Below are 21,250 nucleotides of genomic sequence, written 5' to 3' on the forward strand. Positions count from 1 at the left end.
TTACTGCTCCAGAGATCTTTTTATCTCCTTTATACCACTGATATCTTACCGGACTTCCCCAGTTTCCTTCCAGGTTTACGGACAATGTTGCCGTATCGCCAGCCAGAACACTCTGATCTTCCGCTGATGCGTCCAGTACATGAAGAGTCACCGCCTCACTGTATGCCGTTCCTGCCGCATTGGCTGCGGAAAGATAGAATGTCTGTCCATCCTGATCTTTCGTAATGTTTTTAAGGGTCATGGTCGTGCTGGTCGTTGTGCTGTATTTATCTCCGTCAGTTAAAGGATTCTTCTCCCCATCGCACCATACAACTCCGTCTCTCGGCACAGAAGGATATCCCTGGTCATAATTTCCAGCTAAGGTTGCCTTTCCTCCCACGATCCCGTAAACATCTTTTGTCGTTACACGAACCACTGCAAGTTTTCCATCCACCGTCAGATTCGCGGTTACTGTCTTTGAATTATACTCTGATGCGCTTCCTGAGCCTCTCTGTACCACACATCGGTACTCACCGGCATCTTCTTTCTGCACATTGGTAAGCATTAAGATAGGCAGAGTAGCTCCGGAGATTTTTTTATCTCCTTTATACCACTGGTATTTTACACTGCTTCCCCAGTTTCCATCTAATTTTACAGATAAGATTGCAGTACTGCCGGATTTTGCATTCTGATTTGCTGCAGAGGCGTCCAGTACATGCAAAGTGACTGCTTCACTGTATGCCGTTCCTGCCGCATTGGTTGCGGAAAGATAGAACGTCTGACCATCCTGGTCTTTTGTAATATTTTTAAGGGTCATGGTCGTGCTGGCCGGTGTACTGTATTTATCCCCTGCTGTCAGCGGCTGTTTGTTTCCGTCACACCATACGATGCCATCCGCCGGTACAGCCGGATATCCCTGATCATAATTTCCGACTAAAACCGCACTTCCTCCTGCAATTCCGTAAACATCTTTGCTCGTCACACGAACTGTCGCAAGTTTCTCTGCTGTTTTTTCTGATTTTGTCTGCGCTTTTTCTTTTTTCATCGCAGACTGGTCAATGCCGGTTTCTTTCTTCGTCTGCTTTTCCTTCTGTGCTGTTTCTGTTGCTGTTTCCTGCTGTGCTGTCTCCTTCTCAGCACTTTCTGTCGTCTGCGCCTGGGCCTTTACTTCCGTACTTTCCTGAGTTTCTTCTGCTTCCTCAACAGCTACGGATGAGCCCGTTTCTGCAGCCTGCTCCACAGAATCTGATGCTGAAACCATCTGCGGCTGTACAGCAACTGCTGCTGCCAAAAACAGCGCAAAGAGCTGCTTGTTCCTCATTGTTTTCTCCTCCTGACTTTTGAAAATATTGACATAAATAAAAGGTAACATTCTTATGTAAAATCCAGATGGTCATTTTGTATTATTTATGTAAAATATGTATAATTTTACCATATATTACAAATTTATAAACTGTCCTGTGAAGTTTCTCTACGAATCAGATTAAATAGAGGATTCATCCGCAGTGATACCAGCTTACGATACAAAAGACGGCAGATCATCTTAAAAGACCATCTGCCGTCTGAAATATCCTATTTCTATATTATGTTTTACGGTTCCGTCACCATGATTTTGTCCAGTACTTTTGTCTCACCGGTTTTTGTAATCGTTACCTTTTTATAATCTTCGCTGTTTCCTACAAGAACTGCGGTAACGGACGGATGTCCGGCTTTCTTTATCTTCTCAGGATCAAACTCCAGCAGAGTCTGTCCGCACTGAATCGTGTCTCCCACACTGCATTTTACATCAAAGCCGTCTCCATTCATATCAACGGTGTCAATTCCTACGTGAATCAGCAGCTGGATTCCATCATCTGACTGCAGTCCCAGTGCATGTCTGGTATCTGCCACCATAACGACCGTTCCGTTAAACGGTGCGTACACTCTAGGTTCAGAAGGTTCAATTCCCACTCCTTCTCCAAGAACCCCTCCGGCAAACGTAGGATCCGGAATATCTTTTCTTTCTATCACGTTTCCATTGATTGGTGAATAAATGGTATTGTTTTCTGTTTCTATTTTTCCATAACCGGTGCTTCTGCTGCCGGTTCATCCTTGATTCCAAACAGATATGCCACTGCAAAAGATACAACAAACGCAATAATCACAGTACCTACAGCAAAGAGGATATTGTTTGGGTCTTCTCCGATAAAGGTCGGAAGAGCCGGGATTCCCGGTGTCGCGATCGCATATCGTTTCAAATGGAAGATTCCTGCAAACAGTCCGCCGCTGACACCTCCAATAATAACTGCCAGAATCGCACGTTTAAATTTTACGATCGTACCATAAATTGCCGGTTCTGTAATTCCGCATAATGCTGTAAATCCAGAAGAAAATGCCAGTTCTTTTACAGATCTGTTTTTGCTTCTCACTGCAATTCCCATAGTTGCTCCTGCAATCGCCAGGTTTGCTGCCAGGAACCCTGGGCCTGTTACAATCTCATATCCCATATCCGCAAGCTGGATCGTCTGCAGCGGCGGGAAAATCGCAAGATGCATTCCGAAGAATACCAGGAATGGCTGAACTCCGCCTACGATTGTCGGTACCAGTGCCGGCGCATTAGTATCCAGGAATGCGATTCCTTTGGCCAGAATTCCACCAATATACGCTCCTAACGGCGCAATGATGATCAACGCAACCAGAGAAGTAACCGCCAGTGTAACCAGAGGTTTCAGGATTGCCTTTACAATACTCGGTGAATATTTATCTGCAAAACGTTCTACATAAGACATAAACCACACGGTCAAAATGATCGGCAGTACAGAAGATGAATAAGAGAACAGTTTTACTGGAATTCCAAAGAAGCTGACCGGGTCTCCCGCAGTTACCAGCGCTGACCAGTTCGGATGGAGCAGCACTCCTCCGATCATCGCCGCCAGATATGGATTACATCCAAATTTGCGGGCACTTGAAAATCCCAAAACAACAGGGAAGAAATAAAAGGCTGAGTCTGCAATAAAATTCAGGATATAATACTCCTGGGATGTATCCGGCAGTCCCAGTACTACAAGAATCGTAAGAACCGCCTTGATCATTCCGGCTCCGGTAATCAATGGGATGATCGGAGCGAAAATACCGGAAACCATATCCAGGATCTTAGCGGAAAGTTTCTGCTTTTCTTCATTTTCCGCCCCTGCGTTTTCACTCAGATCCCCAACCAGTTTAATTACTTCATCATACACTTTGTTTACATTTGGTCCGATAATGATCTGTGTCTGGGCGCCAACCTCTTTTACTGCCATAACATCCTTCAGCGCTTCAATTTCTTTTATCTGTGCTTTTCCCATATCTTTTAACTGAAATCTGAGTCTTGTCGCACAATGAATGACACTGATCACATTTTCTTTTCCTCCTACCAGACGTACACAGTCTTCGGCTAATTTCTTTGTATCCATCCGCTATTCCTCTCTTTCTCCTTTTTTATTTTCTAAATCGTCTCCATTGGAAGCAATAACTTTCTTATACCAGTAAAAGCTCTTTTTCCTGGAACGATTTAAAGTTCCGTTTCCTTCATCATCTTTGTCTACATAAATAAACCCATAACGTTTTTTCATCTCACCGGTTCCCGCACTGACAATATCGATTGGTCCCCATGGGGTATATCCCATCAAATCCACATGGTCTTTCTCTACCGCGTCTTTAAATGCCTGGATATGTCTGGCCAGATAATCAATCCGATAATCATCAATGATCGAACCATCTGCCTCTACCTGGTCTACAGCTCCCAGTCCGTTTTCCGCAATAAATAACGGGATCTGATATCTGTCATATAACTGATTCAGCGCCATTCTTAATCCAATCGGATCGGTCTGCCATCCCCAGTCTGATGTTTCCAGGTATGGATTCTTGCCGCCTCTCATCATATTCCCTCCGGTAAATTCTGTTACCCTGGCGCCTTCAATCTTGGATGAGTAATAACTGAACGCAATATAATCAACAGTTCCTTCTTTTAATATTTTCTCATCCCCAGGCTCCATCGTAAAATGTCCGCCTGTCTTTTCCTGATAAGCTGTACATGTATTGGTGTATCTTCCTCTTACAAAAACATCTCCAAAATAATAGGTCATTGCCATGGCGTCTCTGGTCATAACCTGATCGATCGGAGCACATGTTGCCGGATACGTTGTAGGATAAAGAAGCATACATCCGATCTTTGCTTCCGGATCGATCCTGTGACAATCTGCCACAGCCAGCGCGCTTGCCACCATCATGTAATGACTTGCCTGCAGCTTAACATCGATTCTGTTTTCTCCTTCTTTGAAATTAATTCCGGCCTGAAGATACGGATTCTCATTTCCTAAAATGCAGTTAATCTCATTAAATGTCATCCAGTACTTTACTTTTCCTTTATATCTCTCAAATACAACCCTGCAGTAATTCTGGAAAAACTGAATCATTTTCCGGTTTCTCCAGCTTCCGTAATTCTTCACCAGGGCAAGCGGTGTCTCATAATGGCTCAGAGTTACAACCGGTTCGATTCCGTATTTCAAAAGTTCGTCAAACACATTGTCATAAAATTGAAGTCCTTCTTCATTCGGTTCCGGGTTATCTCCGTTTGGAAAAATCCTGCTCCACGCAATGCTCATGCGAAAACATTTGAATCCCATTTCTGCCAGAAGGGCGATATCTTCTTTATATCTGTGGTAAAAATCAACCCCTTCATGGCTTGGATAATAATCTCCTTCATGGATTGTTTCATGAATCACTCTCGGTGTTGAGACATTCCCTCCTTTATGTACGTCATTGATGGATAATCCTCTGCCTCCTTCCAGATATCCTCCTTCAAACTGATTGGCTGCTGTGGCGCCTCCCCACAAAAAATCTTTTCTTAGTTTCATCGTGCTCTCCTTTGTTTCACTTTTTTATTATGTTTCTGAATCATTTCCGTCTAATGAAACTATATACCTCTCCCATTTATTATGCAATATGCTGAATATATTATGGTTTTCTGTTTCAAAATTAGTGATTTTATATTATAATAAACAGGAACATTGTTTCAATTTTATTAAAACAAATACAATATACACGTGTTTTGTTTCTTCATTTCACGATTTTTTGAAAGGATTGATACGCTATGCTGATCACAGAACAATTAGAACATACGAAATTATCCAACGCCGAAGCCAGCGTTGCACAGTTTATTTTAAAAGAAAAGAAAAATCTGAAAGGACTTACCACCCGGCAGATTGCCTCCATGGGCTATACGACGCCTTCTACGCTTGTACGTCTCGGACAGCGGCTGGGCTACCACGGATGGAGTGATTTTCTGGAAGATTTTTTAGATGAAGTGGACTATCTGGAGCGGTATTTTCAAAATGTAGATGCCAACCGGCCTTTCCTTCCGTCAGATGACACAAAAACTGTGGCTAATAAAATTGCCACTCTGTGCAAAGAAAGCATCGATGACACGATGGAAATGATGGACTACGATGCCATAGAACAGGCAGTGGATTTAATGGAGCAGTCAAAAGACATCTATATTGTGGCACTGAGCATTTCTCTGGACTGCTGCCGTTTGTTCCGCAGCGAAATGATCCGTATTGGAAAATCTGTCGTTCTGGAATCCAATCATGGAGAACAGTTAAACTCACTCCTTCTTGCCTCCCCGCAGGATTGTGCCATTGTGGTATCCTACTCCGGTTCTTCCTCCCGGGTCGTCCAGGAATGCAGCGCTCTCTACCAGAGAAAAGTTCCCATGATCCTGATCACCGGAAGAGGCGAAAATCCGATCAATCAGCTTTCCGATCATGTCATTAACATCACAACCCGTGAACGCCTTTATTCCAAAATCGCGGGATTTTCCAGCCAGCAGTCCATCCATCTGATCCTTGACATTCTGTATTCCTGCTACTATGCCAGAAACTACGATGCAAACTGGAAGAAGCGAATTGAAATTGCAAAATACGGCGACTTCAGCAGAACCGCCACCAGCGAGATCATGCAGGAAGATTAAATACGCTGCATAAAAATGGCAGGCACCTAATGATACCTGCCATTTTAGAATTTAAAATTTTCTTTTATGGATTCATTCGTTTTTCCAGCATACTGCACAGCACAGGAATCTGAGATTCAAATTCCACACCGTACCATCTTGCTTCCCTGGACTGATCTGTCGCCTCAATACATGCCACCACAAAATCAGCCGCTAATGCCAGCGCATCCTTTAAGTCCAGCCCTCTCATAATGCCCCCGACTGCAGCAGAAGCATACAAATCTCCCGTGCCATGATAGCTGACCGGACATTTCTTCGCAAAATAGGAATCCGTATTTCCATCCTGATCCAGATACTCGAATCCCAGCTTATCTTCCTCATAGCTCACTCCCGTCAGCACGGCCGTATGACATCCCAGCTCCAAAAGCTTCTTCAAAAGTTCCGTAATATAGCTTTCATCATATGCCGTTTTATACGGCATTCCCGTTAAAAGACAGGCTTCCGTAATGTTAGGCAGAATGATATCCGCCTTTGCGCATACCTTTGCCATGGCAGCCGGAAAATCCTCCTCAAAACCGGGATACAGTTTCCCATTGTCCGCCATTGCAGGATCCGCCAGAATCACATTGCGGTCATTTCCGAACCGTTCAAAGAAATCCACAATCTGGCCGCACTGTTCTTTTGATGCCAGATACCCAGTGTAAATTCCGTCAAATGTAATCTTTTCTTTTTCCCACACCTCTGAAATCGGCTCAATCTGATCCGAAATATCTTTGCTGGTGAAATGCTGAAACATTGTATGAGTAGAAAGCACTGCTGTAGGAAGAATCCCGCATTCTACCCCCATGGCTGAAATCACAGGCAGCGCCACTGTCGTGGAACAGCGCCCGATACATGAAATATCCTGAAGCGTTACGATTCGTTTCATATTCTAAAATCTCCTTTGTCCAATTTTCTATATCGGAAAATATAGCAAAAACTGGACTGGTTAAAAACAGCCAAAATTGTATAAATTAACCATGCCAGTTTTCTTATAATCGCTCTGCTTCCAGCGAGAAACTTCCTTCGCTGAATCTTTACCGCGCATCCAGCGTTACCGTCACATCCTTTGTTCCCAGCAGTTTTCTTATTTCTTTTTTTGTACAGCCGGTTATCCTGCCCAGCCTGGTATATGCCCAGGAATTGGATCCGTAAAACATTACCATCTGACTGCCGGAATAAAGCACAATGTCGCCAGGACTGGTTTTTGTCTGAACATCTTTTCTCGGAAGGCTCTTCCCGATACTTCCCACCTGCTCAAATCCACCGTACCTGGACATTTGTATGGTAAGCTCTCCATCTCTGCACATTTCTTCCAGCGCCTTAACCGATGGATTGTTTTCCCATGCAACTTTTATTTCTGTATCTGCAATCGTCATTCTCATGTTAACGCCCTCCCATTGCTGTATTTTTCTTCCTGTTACAGCTAGTATACACCGCTGCACTTTCTGCGGACAAATACTTAGAATGGATAAAATGACATGCTTTTGCTGTATAGAATCTCGAATATCACCCTCCTCCTGCTGCCAAAGCAAATCCCTTATACGAAACAAAAACGCTTACACAAAAAGTTCCTGATACAGTTTTTTGGCATAGTTATCTGTCATACCGCTGATATAATCCGTTACCATAAGAATTCTCAGATACAGCTTATCCTGTTCTGATTTTCCCCTGGCTTCACTGTGATACATGGATTTATAAAAATCAGAGATTGTATCCACGGTCCTCTTCTCTATAAACGTTGATTCTTCCTGTGTATCATATACAATCGCTGCCGGCATAAATTCACTCAATAAAGAATCTATGATCCTGCGTCCGAACAATTCCGTTCTCGTCTTCACAGAACTGGTATAAATCAGGCGTTCACTTAACTTCGCAATCATCTGGATCACATATCCGGATGCCGTGTTATCAAATAAATCTCCGGTAAATTTCCCCGCCATAATTTCATCATAATACTTAAGAAAAGCATTGCCGGCGTCTCGTATCATGACACCCTGAATATAACGGTTCCATCTCTGGACTGCTGTCAGTCCCGCCTTCTGACTGCTGCACAGCAATTCTTCCTGGTATATTTCCTGCAGCCGGTCCAGATATTTTTTTACCTCTATTCTGATACCTTCCTCTGCATCCGAATACAGCTCCGCTTCCTGAAATACCTCCGTGATCTGTGGGAAATTTATGACTTTTTTCACCATGGCATCCTCCAGATCTGACGTCCTGTAGGCAATATCATCCGCGGCTTCCAGAAGATAAGACAGCGGGTGGCGGCCTCCATTCAGTTCCATGTGGGAACTGATATCCTGAAACAACTCATATTCCGCATAATTGTATCCCATTTTCTTATAATGATTTGAATTATTATATTTCAGATCATAAGATGAGATCGGATATTTTATAATCGCCCCCAGCACGCTGTAAGAAAGATTGAATCCATGCTTTTTCCCAAGATAGGACGTCTTGGACAGAAGCCTCAGAGACTGCGCATTTCCTTCAAAATTGTATAAATCCTGCAGCTGCCATTCATCCAGGATATCCGTCACTCTTCTCTTTCCCAGCGACATCCTCTTTAACTTCTTCACAAACCATTCCCGAATGGCATACTCACCAAAATGACCAAACGGCGGATTCCCGATATCATGTACCAGCCCGGCGCACAAAAGCGGATCTGAGAACTCCTTCTCTGTATGTTCCTCAAACCAGGGATCTGCATTCATTTCCCTTAATTTATAAAATACATATGCGCCAATCTTGTATCCGATGGCTGATACTTCCAGTGAATGCGTTAACCGTGTTCTCACATAATCATCATCGTCCAAAGGAAAAACCTGAGCCTTGTCCTGCAGTCTTCGAAACAATGTGCTGCAGATGATCGTATCATAATCATTTCTCTGTATAATGCTTTCTTCCACATCTTTATGAAAGTGTTTCTCTGATATTAAACGATTCCATTTCACAAATATCATCTCCTCAAATGCAGTATTCTTAGGAAATAGATATTTTAACACCTCTTTTTTCAGATTTCAAGGAACTTATCTCAAAGAAATCTTTTTATTCCTTTACATATCCCTTTATTTTTTCTATAATGGAAAGCATCATGATTCCTGCAGTGCAGAAGGAGGTGGCTGAAACTGCATACGATATTTCAAAAAAAGGAACTGACAGAACCGGCTTTATTCTGTCCATCAGATACAACGAAAGCCATCAAAAATTTTCCGAAAATATGTGTCTCCACATTTTCACAAAATATCATCGAAACATTCGCTTCACTGGACCATACGGAAAAGATTGCGGAACTTCATACCGCAAACGGCGCTGTCCCTGTTTACAAAATCCGATATAAAAACACAGACATTGCGTTTTACTTATCCAGAGTCGGCGCGCCGGCCTGTGTTTGCGGATTTGAGGAAGTCGTGGCAATGGGCGCCGGAAAGTTTGTGCTTTTCGGTTCCTGCGGCGTATTGGACGATGAGAAAACCAAAGGCAAAATCATAATCCCTGTTTCTGCTGTCCGCGATGAAGGCACAAGTTATCACTATATGGCGCCTTCATCAGAAATCACAGCAAATCCCCGCTCTGTCCAGACACTGGAAACTGTCCTGACTGCCTGCAGCTGTCCTTATGTCAAAGGAAAAACCTGGACCTCTGATGCAATTTACAGAGAAACCCTTCCAATGATCGAAGAACGCAGACAGGAAGGCTGTCTCGCAGTGGAAATGGAATGCGCTTCCATGCTGGCAGTCTCAAAATACCGGCAGATCCCTTTTGCTCAGTTTTTATACGGAGCAGACAGCCTCAGCTCTGACACATGGGAAATCCGTGACTTAACCTTATATGGACTTACAGATGCAGAAAAATATATGGTCCTGGCTTTCGAATGCGGGCTGGCTTTATAACACTTATTTTCAGATGAGGGAAGAGAATATTTTTCTCTTCCATTCATCCATTTCTTCCACATATGTTTTTCCTTCACCTTCCTCCGGAATCCGAGGCATCCCATACTTCAATACAAATGAAATAAGTTCCAGCTGCTCATTTAACTCCTGATATTTTCTATTCGTAATCCCAGATATTCTTTCTGTTCTTCCCTTGACCCCTGCAGCAGCTGTCTGATCTCCTTTAATTCAAATCCAGACCTTTATATACTATAATCCTCCATATTTGTTCCAGCATTTCCTCATCATACAATCGATGATTGTTTTCTGATCTCTCTGCCACCACCCCCCCCTCATCGTCATAATACTGCAGTGTTCTTTTACTTACTCCGGCCAGTTTACTAACTTCACTTATTCTTTTTTTTATCACGGTCTTCTCTCTTTCCGCCTAAAGAGCTTATCCTATCACGCAAACGTGATAGCAACCTCCTTTTTGGCATTGCACGTCATTGGTTTCTTAAAAGACCATGTAAATTTCGCGAATATAAAAAAGTATCGCTGACAGAGAAAAAGACTCCGCCAAACTGTATTTTCTCAATCCGGCGGAATCTTTTTCCTTTATATGATATATTTCAAACCCTTATTCAATTATTATATTTTACTTGTTTTGATTATTTTTTACCTGCGTAACATATAGTTCAATTTCTTCAATGTTCTGACTGTCAACAAGGCTGTCATATTCTTCACCATCATCATCCTTTTCAAATGTATATTTCATTTCTGTATTTGGCTCAATATTTTGTTTGACCACCCTGTACTTTTTCAATTCTTCTTTTGAAATATCAATGTAAAAACCATCCTCATTTACAAAAACGATTTTAAAAAGTCCTTCTCCATACTGATCCATATGATTGCCTCCTATTGATGTATAGCCAAAAGATGCCGCATTCCTTCCCACGTAATCCTTAATATACCAGGTGTATTTATCCGGTGACGTTTTGGTAGTTTCAGGGGTATGATTTTCTTCTTTTTGTAAAGAAGCCCCCGAAGAATTATTTGTTCCTTTCCCACATGCCGTTAAATGCCATGCCTATTACTGCTAAAAAAATCTTTATCTTTTTCATGAATCTTCTCCCTTCGTGCATCATACTTTTTCTCTCAGTTCTGTCCTGGTAAATTTAAGCATAGACTATCGCGCTAACGTGATGGCAAGATGTTTTTATCTATATTTAAAATATGGCAAAAGAACAATATTTCAAAATATGAAATACATTTTATCTCATATGAAAACAGTTTCCTATGAGATAAAAAAATAAGAAAGAACAGCCAGATGCTCTTTCTTATTTTTTCAAGCCTTCTCCAATATTTTCGAGTGGGTATCGAGTTTCACTCGATTTTTACATATTTACTGGAACGTCCCTCTCCAACTAATTGAATCAAAGACTCTTCTCTCATCTTATCTAAACTACTTCTTGCCTGTTGCCTGGTGAATCCATATCACCATTAACGCTGTAAATTGACAATGATATTTCGCCATTATATACTCTATATTTCATTTTTAGCTGTATGTTTTCGGCCTACACTGAAGGAGTCACTCTGCAAATCTCTTTTTGAAAACTTCGCAGTAACAAATAGTCTTAAATTCTAACAAAAATATGACAGACAATCCTTAGACTATCTGCCATCATCATAATTTATATTCATTTTTTTCTATCTTTTTCATCCTGCAAACATCTGCCTTATTCATCTAATGCTTATTAATTTTCTTCTGCACTCCCGTGCTTCTTTTCAAAAATTTTCTCTTTTATCATTTTAACACACTCATCTGTATTTTTTAAAATATCCTTCCCCCAAAAACGAATCACAGTCCATCCCATATTCAAGAGTTCCTTATTAACTTCCTCATCTCGTTCCTTATTTCCAGAAATTTTTTTAATCCAATACTCGCCATTATTACTATTTTCCAGATGCTGTTTAAGTTTATCCCAATCTTTTCCATGAAAGAATTCACCATCACAAAATATTGCTATCTTATATTTTGTAAATACAATATCTGGTTTCCCCGGAAGTGCTTTGTAATTTTTTCTATATCGAAAGCCTTCATGCCACAAAACCTTTCTAAGTGTTTCTTCGATTTTTGTATTACTTGATCTTATATTCTGCATGTTTTTTCGACGCTGAGCCGGAGTCAGGTTATCCATATAATCACCTCTGAAAAATAACATCATTATGATATTCAATAAACTTTTTATCTGGTAAAAATTTTTCTGGCAGACAAATCTGCTGCCTATTATAACTAAAAAACCATTCTTTAGTTTTCAAATCCATTGCTGTATCATTCAGTCTGTTAGAGATAATAATTTGATAGTCATTATTAAGAGTAATTAATCCCTTATCAAATGCCTTATCATGCAAAGCATTTAAGCAAAGACCGTTTTTGGGATTTGTTTTTTCTGTTTCATTACTAACATTCCATGGTTTTATATGACTAGCTACTAACAAACCTGCTTTCCCAAGTCCTGTAATGTAGCATCTATTTCCATACGAATTTGACACTGCCATGCGAAAAAAATACTGTCCAATGCTAATTTTTACCATCTGCTCTTTATATTCGCCTTCTGGAATTTTTTCAATATCCCTGCAATCAACCATATCGGTCAAATTTTGATTCTTTATTTTTGCTTTAATAATCTGAGCCTGATATGCAAGTTTTGTTAAATCATCTGAAAATTCAGCGAAAATTTCTGCATCCAGTCTGCTTCCATGAGCCATACCAGATACATTTCTCTTTTGAAGTTCGGGATCATGGTGCGCTAAATTATGCATTTTTAAAGCAATTGAACCCGGCGTACGCCCCAGCAGTTCAGCCAATTCAATAATTTGCGGATTACTCTGATTTATCTTTACAAAAGGAATACGGCAGTAAAGTTCAAAAGCCAGTATAGTTTCTTCTCTTGTCCATTTTTCCCCATTTCTATTTTCTTTCATAATTATTATTTCCTTACCAGACATCACTCAAGTATTCTTTGATCTTTATACCTCATCGAATATTATCAAATCGGTATTGCCAATCCAACAATATTCAAAATCTTAAAAAAGTATATTATAATACAAAACAAAGAACAATATTTTTCCCTGTCCTGCCACTATGCCTCTTATTCTTCTCTTAAAATCAAATCCTGCATCAGCACCTGCCGGTTCACACTAAAAATTTCGCATAATTTTTTATGGCTGTATGGTACCTTATTATGCTGTTCCACCATTTTAATCATATTTGTCACGCTGATTGCAGAACCATTAACTCCAGTTGCATTGGCAACTGACTGTATTTGTTTATCGATATTTTTTCCAAAACCACCTGCTATATAAGAGAAAAATGCCAGTCGGTCTGATGAATCGCTGTAGTTTGCCAAATTTTCAATATAATTATGTACCATCCGGTTGTAATGATCATTACTAATCGAATACTTATGATACGCTTTATTATCAATAATTGCCTGATAGCCATCACTGTCAGACAGCAATAAAACATCTGGTGTAAGGCCTATCGGACCTACATGCTTTGCTTTATAACCAAACACATCTTGAAACAATTCTACAGTTGCTTTTTCGAATTCTGTTGCTTCATCGCGCCCTTTAAATGCCATTTCAAAATATCTTGTCATAAACGCTCCTACAGAACCATTTGGATACGTTTCAATTAAAACATTCTCCACTGTTTTTCCATTAATTCCGGTTACATGAACAATATAATCAACAACTTTTGGCGTAATTCTTGTAATAGGCCTTTCCATTGATTCTACAATGTATGCCTGCATAATCTTCTGTTTTGCAATCATTGCCGCCGTTACCGTTTTTGTTAATGTAAGATTCCGATTATCTTTTTTATGTTTTGGATCCAATCCATACTTTCTTTGAAAATACTCGTGCTGTTCCGGACGGTCGATAAAATTTGGTGTGTATGACAGTATCTGCTGGACCTCTGGAATTTTATCATCCAGCACGGCAACTTTCTTGTCTTCACGTTTTACTAATTGTGTATATTCCAGCCAGTTAACCAGTGTATTTGCCAAATCTGTCAAATGTCTGTATGGATGTTCTGGATTAACACCGCCTTTGGAAGACTTATATTTTTCAAAAAAATCTTCCTCCAAACAATCATCACCATAACTTCTAAACTGTTCAATCCGGTCTACAATATAATTATAGCATTTTACACTCTCATTTTCTGCTTCTGTTACAACAATCTTCGCAATTTCTTCTTCTGTTAAATAGCCGACTTTTTCATCCATTAAAAGTCTTAATAAAAATCGAAATGGGCGAATCTTAAATCTAGGTGCAACCCGCACACCTCGTCCAATAGAAAAAGCAGACGGGAACTGATATTTCAATATCTGTCCTTTCAAAATTTCAACTGGCGAGTCCCCATTCATAATCGCTTCTCCCGCCAATGTCAATTTAATCTTTCCTGTGGACTCCTGGACAAAAATTAATCCTAGACTGACCAGCCATGCCTTGTACGTCCTTGCGCCGCCTCCAGTTTGATCACGACGTTCACCTTTCCTTTTTAATCCTGCTTGTTCTAATGCGTCTTCATATGCCAAATGAGAATTTCTCTGTCCATCCCATTCTTCATTTAATGACAAATCTGCAAACGCTGCCAGTACCTCTGGAATTGAATTTAATTTTCGTTTTGGACGAGTAACCCACCAATAATTTAACATCTAACCATTCTCCTTTAATACTCTAATGTATAAATACCATCAGCATATTTCTTAAATACTACCTTTGTGCCTCCAGCATTCTCTAACATCTGCTTTGTAATATAAGTTCCATCCGGTACACCAATTCTATGACGTATCCACTCTCCTATAATCGCATTACTCTCCGGCGTTTCAAGTGCCTTGCCATTTGCCTGTGCCTGCCGCATATAAAAAGCATCATAGTCTTCTGTAACTACTTTAAATACTGGATAGGTGCCATCTGCATCTGCTTCCGGGAAAAAACCTGCTTTCCGGTCACCGGTATTATAAGGTATATATGCCTGATTGCGATTTCTTTTATATCCATTTTTACGGATACCCCAGTTCACTCCAGAACCATATCCTGTATCACTTCCATCTGCTTTTAACAAGGAAATCTCAATACTATCCACTGCTTCAATATTCTGATAATGATCCCATGATAAATTTTCTAAATTCGTCTCCTCTATATCATCCTCCACATTCTTCCTGCTTGAAAATGTTATTTTTTCTTTTATCTGTTCATCAAAACAATTCATAGTATCTGCTAACAGACTATTATAATAATGATTTGCTTCTTTCGCATCACAAGAATCCATACATTCTCTCCGAACATAAAACGCATTCATTGTATAATTTGCAGAACCATTATAAGCTTCTACTGCTCTATTGCCCCTGCACCACACATATACTTTGGAATGAACCTGTTTTCCCTCCACAATATAATAACAAGAAACTTTCGGCATCCCATGGACACTGTTCAAACGTCTAATCAAGGAACAAATCTTCTTATGTTTCTTCTTCGTAAGCCCTGCTCCTCTTGTCATTCCTAAAATAATATCAACCTTAATATTGGTTGTATATTCCTTGTTTCTACCGTCAAACAACTTGATCAAATGGCTTGAAATCCTCTCCACGTCAGTAAATGCTGTGATAATCTTCAAGTAATTACACGCCTGTCCATCCTTTCTAGCCGGATTAAATAAAATTTTATCTTCAAAATTTTCCGTATACATTTTTACTCCTTTATACTGGGTTCCACACTTTCATATTCGATTCCCGCAAAGGTCTTTAAAATTGCTTCAAAAATTACCTTCGCTCCTTTTACTGGAACCGCCATGCCAATCTGTTTCCTCACTGACTCTTTTGAGCCTTCAAAAACATAATTATCCGGAAATGTCTGAAGTCTTGCTCGCTCTCTGTTTGTCAAAGCTCTTGGTTCTGAATAATGATACATATGTGTACCACCACCGCCAGAACCAGTTACTGTATATGCCGGTTTATTTGGATCAAGACGTTTATAAATCTGGCTTATCTTAGCTCCCTTAACTTTTAACCGTAACTCTTCTGGCAAATCTGCTGTAAATGCATTCTGCCCTGGTTTAATATATGATAGTCTCTTAACAACCTGTGCAGACTGCCTGGTTAATTCATTATTAAAAGCATCTTCTGCAATGGGTGGATTCTCAATGGCATTTTTACAAGTCACATCTACATCTTTGTATGGCTCTGGACTAGGGATCTTAAACTCATACGGAAGGTCCTCTCGAATTCCAACAATTATTACTCTATGCCTTGCCTGAGGCACACCATATTCCTCAAACTTGTATAAATTAGGATAAATTCTATAACCTGCTGCTTTCAAATCCTCCTGTATCTTCTTAAATGCTTTTCCCTCATTCGCACTTTTTAATCCTCCAACATTTTCAGCTAAAAACCATAATGGATGATACTTCCTCAGAACCTTTACTCCATATGTATACAGCGGTCCAAATACTCCATCAAACCCCTTCTGCTCTCCTACAACAGAAAAATCATTACACGGAAATCCAAACGCAAGTGCATCAATATCTCCCAGTTTATCAATATCAAGCTTTCTCACATCTTTACATATAACACTCTCTGTATCTTCAGGGCAGATATTTCTTGTATAAGTATCACAAGTGTCCTGATCATAATCATTTGCCCATTTATGTACAATCCTGTATTCAGTATTATCAATCTCAGCTGTTATTGCTCCCAGAGCAAGTCCTCCTGGCCCACAAAATAATTCCCCCAGCCTAAACTCCTTCACTATGTTTCTCATCAAATCTTCTCTCCGTCTGCCAATATAAATTCTCTGTTAAATTCAACATCAAGTGCCTCTGCTATTTTATCTAAGTCGTCTATAGTAAAACTTTTCCGTTTCATTTTAGCGTTAAAACTCTGCGGTGATTTTCCCAAGCGCCTGGCAAGTTCTGCTTCACTTACACCGCACCTCACACATAACACCTTAATTTGTTCTGTAATTGTCATGTATTATTCCTCCTGATGGTTACCTATCTACATATAGTAAACGTATTTTTTGATAATGTCAAAATATTATTTTAGCATGTTATTGAAGATTACTCATTTTTTATTTCAAATACTTCTATTATTAAAATATTCTTCTCTCGTAAAATTTCTATTAAATTTACATTTATGCCTATTACTCTCTACAGTTTTTACTCCTTCTAACAGTAACGTATTTGGAGTTACGCTTGACAGACGCTTTATTGTCTCCAGAAATAATTTATTTGAGATTATAAATAGAAATTACATTAATATATTATCGGCAATTCTCATTGTAGAGTAATAATGAAAATGCTATAATTTATTTATAGCTAAACGGAAAGAGGTAAATATATGACGACAACTCATAGTGCTATTGGATATAGCCAATATCCCTTACAAGAATATTATAAAGAGAATAACATTTCAGAAGAATGTCAAAAAAAAATTAGTTCTTCTGATATTCTTATCATGCCTTATAAATATAATGGTGGTTTCTATTTTGCTGATGAATCTCTATCGTTTTATAGATATTGTAAAAACAAAAATTTAGAACAAAACATTGACATTTTAGCTGATGAAGATGTCAACGTTCGTTCTTTACATTCTTTTGATATTTGGATGCCATTAATATTTGTTGCAACAAATATTTTACTACCAATAGCCGTTAATATAGTAAGTGACTATATTATACAAAAACGCAAAGGCAGAGAAGAAGAACCTTGTAATGTAGATATTTCTTTCAAAGTAAAACACGGCGATGATTTCAAAGAACTTCATTATAACGGAAGTGCGGAAGCATTTAAGGAAACTTTTGAAAAAATTGACATCAATAATTTATAAGGTGCGCATATGTTAGAGTACTTTTTTTACAAAACATCATTAGAAGACATTTCCAAGATCAAAGACCTCTTAAACAAGAAAAAATTAAAACTAGAAGAACTAAATTTTGATGAACCGTTTGCAGAATATAAACAGGCTTGTATACTCTTCGATAATGTGAAACATACCGCAATAAATATACAAAACGAACAACTTGCTAATGCTGTCTTTGTTGCAAAACTTTATTTTCATTTATTTGGTAATTTAGCAGCCTACTTTTCTCTATTACAAAATAAAAAATATAAGCAATCTTGGAACACATTACAAGATTGCTTAGATGATATATACGGAGTTGGACGATTTGTAGAACCTAACAAACGTTTTGAATTAGCCTTTTTGAACAAACTATTACATGCATATGAAAAATTATACCCTTATAAAATTTTTGCGAGTTCAGAATTTATCATAACTAAATCCGAATGCAGTATATGTGGCAAAGCAATGAATAGTCTTTCGTGTCCTCATATTAAAGGTAATCTCTATTGGGGTGATATAGCTTATGAAAAGATTTTAGAAATAAAGGAAATAAATGCAGTTGCTCTTGTAATAAATCCAGCAGATAAAAGATGTATCATTGAATTATCTGATGATACTAGAACTGAAGTTGAAAAATTTGCAATGCTTGATAATTTTCTTGAACAAAACATTTATAATTTTCAGCTCTTTGACATTAAGGACAACAAAATTTTCAAACGTGACGAAAGTATAAAAAAACAAGATGCAAATGAATTATGTATGTGCGGAAGCGGCAAAAAATTTAAAAAATGTTGTAAATTAAAAATGTATTATGAATATCATCACTTCCAAATTATTTTGAAAGATTGTTGCAACTTTAAATATTTTGATCTACAACATAATTCATAACAAAACACAAAAGCAGTTAGTCTTTAAAGATTGACTGCTTTTTCAATACCTAGAAAGAAATATTTTATGGCATACTCAAGTGCAGGTAAACTTATATCAGGATTTTTAACAGATACTTTTGCAAATGGAATCTGTCCAATACACTGGTGATTCCTGCAATTCTCTTTTTTCCACTTTTCTCACTTTGTCTCGATTGCTTTGCACTGTTCATTTCTTACTAAGCACTTATCAATAGGAATACAACGAGAAAGAAGCCGTAGCATTTCTGCAATTAAAATAACAACTTCCGAGTTGCACACTATGATCCTTGCTGACTTCTCATGGCAAGCTTTACACATGGCGATAAATGTTGTATCGTCCTTGCCATGTCCATAAGACCTCCCTGGGCACTCATACGTTCTTTCCTACTTATACCTGCCCAGTTTACTGCTAGCATTCCGTACAGTTATCAGACTTTAGTTTGTACAGCAATCTCCTCCATATTAGCTACATCCTTCCCACTGCTTAGCGGATCAGAATCTTTCACCCATTAGAACGTGCGCGCGCCGAGCACACCACCACCAAGAGCCAGTGCTTACACAGACCTGACTCTTATTCTTTTCAACAAAAATATGGCAGATAATCCATAGACTATCTACCATATAAAATAATTAATACACTATTGTGTACGCAAACTCGCAAAATTAAATCTGACTCCATACTTTTTTATTCTACCATTTTTAGAACTTTCCATACATATAGAAAAAGGAATAATGGTTATGGTTCACAGAATATGTATTTATGTGATTCCATTTCTATTTATTTTTTTAATTAGTTGATCTCTTAACTGTTGCATAAACGATTGCTCTTTAATAGCTTTAAGTATTTTTGCATGTGGTATTTCATTCTCTTGTATTGTTTGAACTATCACATCCATTGCTTCACTTATTATTTTTTTAGAGATTTTTTCTATACTCATATATTTAATATTTGTGGGTGAATAGTCAATAGTATTAAAGAATAAACAAACAGTAGCGTACACTAAATGATGTATAAAATTCGCTCGTTCAAATTCATCTTCTCCTATAAAAATTGTACCTTTATTATTCTCCATAACAACAGCATATATTCTATATGCCAAATAATATCTTTCATAATCCTGATCTAAATTGTTAATCTGGAAGATCGTATTATATTTATTTCCACTCAATAATTTCCCCGGATTATTTCTTGTAAACGATGGATCTTTAAGAAAAATTGTATTAATATATTTTGCCATTTCAGACAACTTTACAATATCCTTTTTATCTCTCCTGCGATTTGTATAGTATTTGTCTTTTCTTTGGTAATATTTGCCAAATTTTTTAAAATATTGTTCTATATTTTTTTGAACTTCATCATTAGCATGGATATCTTTATCTCTAATTTCGTTCTGACTATTTGTAGCTACAATGATTTCTAGCTCCTCCCCTTCCGATTCTTCTTTCACTTTAAGAATTTTAACAAAAAGTTTTCGTTTTTCATTTTCTAAGTCTTCTATATGTGCAGAATAATAATTGTAAATAGAATATGAAGTTTGAAGTCCATTCACAATCTGTGGATTAATAATCTGAATTCGTTTTGCCGTTTTTGACTCTTGAATATCTTCAACAGTTATAGTAATTCCATTATTTAACCACCAAAAATCTAAATTATTGCCACCCTGCAAAGTTTTTATAATATTCTTATTAACATTGCTCCTCCCCTTATAGTCGCGTATATTTGATTCAAATAATTTATCATTAATCTGTCCATTTTCTAAACATATAAACTTATAGAATTGTGTAATTGGAATCAACGCAATTACAGCATTAGTCGATTCATCGTTATGGTCAACTTCAGCTTCAAACTTATCAATATCTTTGAACACATACTCAAAATTTTTACCTGTCCTTAATGTCTTTACTATATCATTTACACCTAATATTTCAATATCTACTTCTTCGATAAAATCCACGGTATCATACAAATGCTTTAAGGTATCGAATCTTCCTAATAAATCACTCGCAGATTCCAACTGTTTTTTCCCCGCACGATTAAAATAGTAGAAATGTATATAAAATTTAGATTTAAGAACAAACTTCTTAACTAAATTTGTAAAAATATCAATATTTTCTTTTACTTCTTCATTATAATGATCGGGTTTTTTCCCATCTACTAAATTCTCTGAGAATTCGATGAACTTATTAGGGACATTTGAATCCAGTCGATCACTATTTTTTATTTGAATACAATAAATATCAATCCTGTTATTCTTTCCTTCGCTTTTTATGTCCTCCAAATCCTCTAATGAAAAAATAAGCTTCCTATTAAACAGAAAAAATATATAGTCAATTCCTGCGTCTCCGTAATTATCTGTTTTTATACGGCTCATTTCTGTTGATTCTACCATCTCTTCAAAATAGTTTTCAAAAATCATCTTATCAAAACTATCCTCATAATCTATCAGCCTTGTATTCAAAGCTTCATTCATTAACTGCTTTTCGTCCATTGTCCTTTCTGATAAATACTAAAATTCGTATTTACTTTTCCTCTCATTAGTGTTTAGAATTATGATTAACTTTTAATTATAA

Annotated in this window: 20 protein-coding genes; 4 read left to right on the forward strand and 16 right to left on the reverse strand. The window is 38.1% G+C overall.

Going from position 1 to position 21,250, the window contains the following annotated elements:
• From JMF81_RS12220 to JMF81_RS12235, 4 genes are all read right to left on the reverse strand, one after another.
• Positions 1-1,300 (reverse strand): immunoglobulin domain-containing protein (locus tag JMF81_RS12220; RefSeq protein WP_201311736.1); only part of this gene is annotated, 1,300 nt, incomplete at its 3' end.
• 269 nt (positions 1,301-1,569) lie between these two features.
• The gene (locus JMF81_RS12225; protein WP_201311753.1) at positions 1,570-2,034 is read right to left on the reverse strand and encodes a PTS sugar transporter subunit IIA; all 465 of its coding nucleotides are present in this window, start codon (positions 2,032-2,034) and stop codon (positions 1,570-1,572) included.
• Positions 2,031-3,410, reverse strand: coding sequence for a PTS transporter subunit EIIC (locus JMF81_RS12230; RefSeq protein ID WP_201311754.1), 1,380 nt, complete (start codon positions 3,408-3,410; stop codon positions 2,031-2,033). Before JMF81_RS12230 ends, JMF81_RS12225 begins: the two co-directional genes overlap by 4 nt.
• Positions 3,411-3,413: 3 nt before the next feature.
• Positions 3,414-4,853 carry a 6-phospho-beta-glucosidase gene (locus JMF81_RS12235; RefSeq protein WP_201311737.1) on the reverse strand — a complete coding sequence of 480 codons (1,440 nt, stop codon included), beginning with the start codon at positions 4,851-4,853 and terminating at the stop codon, positions 3,414-3,416.
• 236 nt (positions 4,854-5,089) lie between these two features.
• Here JMF81_RS12235 and JMF81_RS12240 point away from each other — a divergent pair, with 236 nt between their 5' ends.
• On the forward strand, positions 5,090-5,968 hold the full coding sequence (locus tag JMF81_RS12240) for a MurR/RpiR family transcriptional regulator (protein WP_201311738.1): 879 nt from the start codon (positions 5,090-5,092) through the stop codon (positions 5,966-5,968).
• A gap of 64 nt (positions 5,969-6,032) precedes the next feature.
• On the opposite strand, the gene JMF81_RS12245 is transcribed toward JMF81_RS12240, so the two are convergent.
• The 3 genes from JMF81_RS12245 to dgt all read right to left on the reverse strand — a co-directional run bounded on the left by JMF81_RS12245 (position 6,033) and on the right by dgt (position 8,943).
• Positions 6,033-6,875 carry a pyridoxamine kinase gene (locus JMF81_RS12245; RefSeq protein ID WP_201311739.1) on the reverse strand — a complete coding sequence of 281 codons (843 nt, stop codon included), beginning with the start codon at positions 6,873-6,875 and terminating at the stop codon, positions 6,033-6,035.
• Positions 6,876-7,023: 148 nt separating this feature from the next.
• Positions 7,024-7,371, reverse strand: a complete 348-nt coding sequence (locus tag JMF81_RS12250) for a cyclophilin-like fold protein (RefSeq protein ID WP_201311740.1) — start codon at positions 7,369-7,371, stop codon at positions 7,024-7,026.
• Between the two features lie 174 nt (positions 7,372-7,545).
• Entirely contained in the window at positions 7,546-8,943 is a 1,398-nt protein-coding gene (gene dgt, locus JMF81_RS12255; protein ID WP_330611521.1) for a dGTP triphosphohydrolase, read from the reverse strand.
• Positions 8,944-9,117: 174 nt separating this feature from the next.
• Here dgt and JMF81_RS12260 point away from each other — a divergent pair, with 174 nt between their 5' ends.
• Complete coding sequence (locus tag JMF81_RS12260) at positions 9,118-9,882, forward strand: nucleoside phosphorylase (protein WP_201311755.1); 765 nt, start codon at positions 9,118-9,120, stop codon at positions 9,880-9,882.
• A 223-nt stretch (positions 9,883-10,105) separates the two neighbouring features.
• On the opposite strand, the gene JMF81_RS12265 is transcribed toward JMF81_RS12260, so the two are convergent.
• The 8 genes from JMF81_RS12265 to JMF81_RS12300 all read right to left on the reverse strand — a co-directional run bounded on the left by JMF81_RS12265 (position 10,106) and on the right by JMF81_RS12300 (position 16,898).
• Positions 10,106-10,291, reverse strand: coding sequence for a MerR family DNA-binding transcriptional regulator (locus tag JMF81_RS12265; RefSeq protein ID WP_201311742.1), 186 nt, complete (start codon positions 10,289-10,291; stop codon positions 10,106-10,108).
• Between the two features lie 228 nt (positions 10,292-10,519).
• Positions 10,520-10,768: a hypothetical protein gene (locus JMF81_RS12270; protein ID WP_201311743.1), complete on the reverse strand. Its 249-nt coding sequence runs from the start codon at positions 10,766-10,768 to the stop codon at positions 10,520-10,522.
• 850 nt (positions 10,769-11,618) lie between these two features.
• Complete coding sequence (locus JMF81_RS12275) at positions 11,619-12,062, reverse strand: very short patch repair endonuclease (protein WP_201311744.1); 444 nt, start codon at positions 12,060-12,062, stop codon at positions 11,619-11,621.
• A 4-nt stretch (positions 12,063-12,066) separates the two neighbouring features.
• A complete protein-coding gene (locus JMF81_RS12280; RefSeq protein ID WP_201311745.1) occupies positions 12,067-12,849 on the reverse strand; it encodes an HNH endonuclease in 783 nt (260 codons plus the stop codon).
• Positions 12,850-13,016: 167 nt separating this feature from the next.
• Positions 13,017-14,585 (reverse strand): restriction endonuclease FokI C-terminal domain-containing protein, encoded by a 1,569-nt coding sequence (locus JMF81_RS12285; protein ID WP_201311746.1) that lies wholly within the window; start codon positions 14,583-14,585, stop codon positions 13,017-13,019.
• A 14-nt stretch (positions 14,586-14,599) separates the two neighbouring features.
• A complete protein-coding gene (locus JMF81_RS12290; protein WP_201311747.1) occupies positions 14,600-15,619 on the reverse strand; it encodes a restriction endonuclease PLD domain-containing protein in 1,020 nt (339 codons plus the stop codon).
• 2 nt (positions 15,620-15,621) lie between these two features.
• A complete protein-coding gene (locus JMF81_RS12295; RefSeq protein ID WP_201311748.1) occupies positions 15,622-16,689 on the reverse strand; it encodes a DNA cytosine methyltransferase in 1,068 nt (355 codons plus the stop codon).
• A complete protein-coding gene (locus JMF81_RS12300) occupies positions 16,689-16,898 on the reverse strand; it encodes a helix-turn-helix domain-containing protein (protein ID WP_201311749.1) in 210 nt (69 codons plus the stop codon). Before JMF81_RS12300 ends, JMF81_RS12295 begins: the two co-directional genes overlap by 1 nt.
• A 369-nt stretch (positions 16,899-17,267) precedes the next feature.
• Here JMF81_RS12300 and JMF81_RS12305 point away from each other — a divergent pair, with 369 nt between their 5' ends.
• Positions 17,268-17,756, forward strand: coding sequence for a hypothetical protein (locus JMF81_RS12305; protein WP_201311750.1), 489 nt, complete (start codon positions 17,268-17,270; stop codon positions 17,754-17,756).
• A gap of 9 nt (positions 17,757-17,765) precedes the next feature.
• Entirely contained in the window at positions 17,766-18,659 is an 894-nt protein-coding gene (locus tag JMF81_RS12310) for an SEC-C metal-binding domain-containing protein (protein ID WP_201311751.1), read from the forward strand.
• Positions 18,660-19,437: 778 nt separating this feature from the next.
• Here the strand turns inward: JMF81_RS12310 and JMF81_RS12315 are convergent.
• Positions 19,438-21,168, reverse strand: a complete 1,731-nt coding sequence (locus tag JMF81_RS12315; RefSeq protein ID WP_201311752.1) for an AIPR family protein — start codon at positions 21,166-21,168, stop codon at positions 19,438-19,440.
• Positions 21,169-21,250: the final 82 nt, after the last annotated feature.

Source organism: Anaerostipes butyraticus, assembly GCF_016586355.1.
Taxonomy (GTDB): Bacteria; Bacillota; Clostridia; order Lachnospirales; family Lachnospiraceae; genus Anaerostipes; species Anaerostipes butyraticus.

Bases quoted from the DNA above. Each gene is read 5' to 3' on its own strand.
- JMF81_RS12230 (WP_201311754.1), bottom strand. From the start codon at position 3,410: ATGGATACAAAGAAATTAGCCGAAGACTGTGTACGTCTGGTAGGAGGA.
- JMF81_RS12235 (WP_201311737.1), bottom strand. From the start codon at position 4,853: ATGAAACTAAGAAAAGATTTTTTGTGGGGAGGCGCCACAGCAGCCAAT.
- JMF81_RS12240 (WP_201311738.1), top strand. From the start codon at position 5,090: ATGCTGATCACAGAACAATTAGAACATACGAAATTATCCAACGCCGAA.
- JMF81_RS12245 (WP_201311739.1), bottom strand. From the start codon at position 6,875: ATGAAACGAATCGTAACGCTTCAGGATATTTCATGTATCGGGCGCTGT.
- JMF81_RS12250 (WP_201311740.1), bottom strand. From the start codon at position 7,371: ATGAGAATGACGATTGCAGATACAGAAATAAAAGTTGCATGGGAAAAC.
- JMF81_RS12270 (WP_201311743.1), bottom strand. From the start codon at position 10,768: ATGGATCAGTATGGAGAAGGACTTTTTAAAATCGTTTTTGTAAATGAG.
- JMF81_RS12275 (WP_201311744.1), bottom strand. From the start codon at position 12,062: ATGGATAACCTGACTCCGGCTCAGCGTCGAAAAAACATGCAGAATATA.
- JMF81_RS12280 (WP_201311745.1), bottom strand. From the start codon at position 12,849: ATGAAAGAAAATAGAAATGGGGAAAAATGGACAAGAGAAGAAACTATA.
- JMF81_RS12285 (WP_201311746.1), bottom strand. From the start codon at position 14,585: ATGTTAAATTATTGGTGGGTTACTCGTCCAAAACGAAAATTAAATTCA.
- JMF81_RS12290 (WP_201311747.1), bottom strand. From the start codon at position 15,619: ATGTATACGGAAAATTTTGAAGATAAAATTTTATTTAATCCGGCTAGA.
- JMF81_RS12295 (WP_201311748.1), bottom strand. From the start codon at position 16,689: ATGAGAAACATAGTGAAGGAGTTTAGGCTGGGGGAATTATTTTGTGGG.
- JMF81_RS12300 (WP_201311749.1), bottom strand. From the start codon at position 16,898: ATGACAATTACAGAACAAATTAAGGTGTTATGTGTGAGGTGCGGTGTA.
- JMF81_RS12305 (WP_201311750.1), top strand. From the start codon at position 17,268: ATGACGACAACTCATAGTGCTATTGGATATAGCCAATATCCCTTACAA.
- JMF81_RS12310 (WP_201311751.1), top strand. From the start codon at position 17,766: ATGTTAGAGTACTTTTTTTACAAAACATCATTAGAAGACATTTCCAAG.
- JMF81_RS12315 (WP_201311752.1), bottom strand. From the start codon at position 21,168: ATGGACGAAAAGCAGTTAATGAATGAAGCTTTGAATACAAGGCTGATA.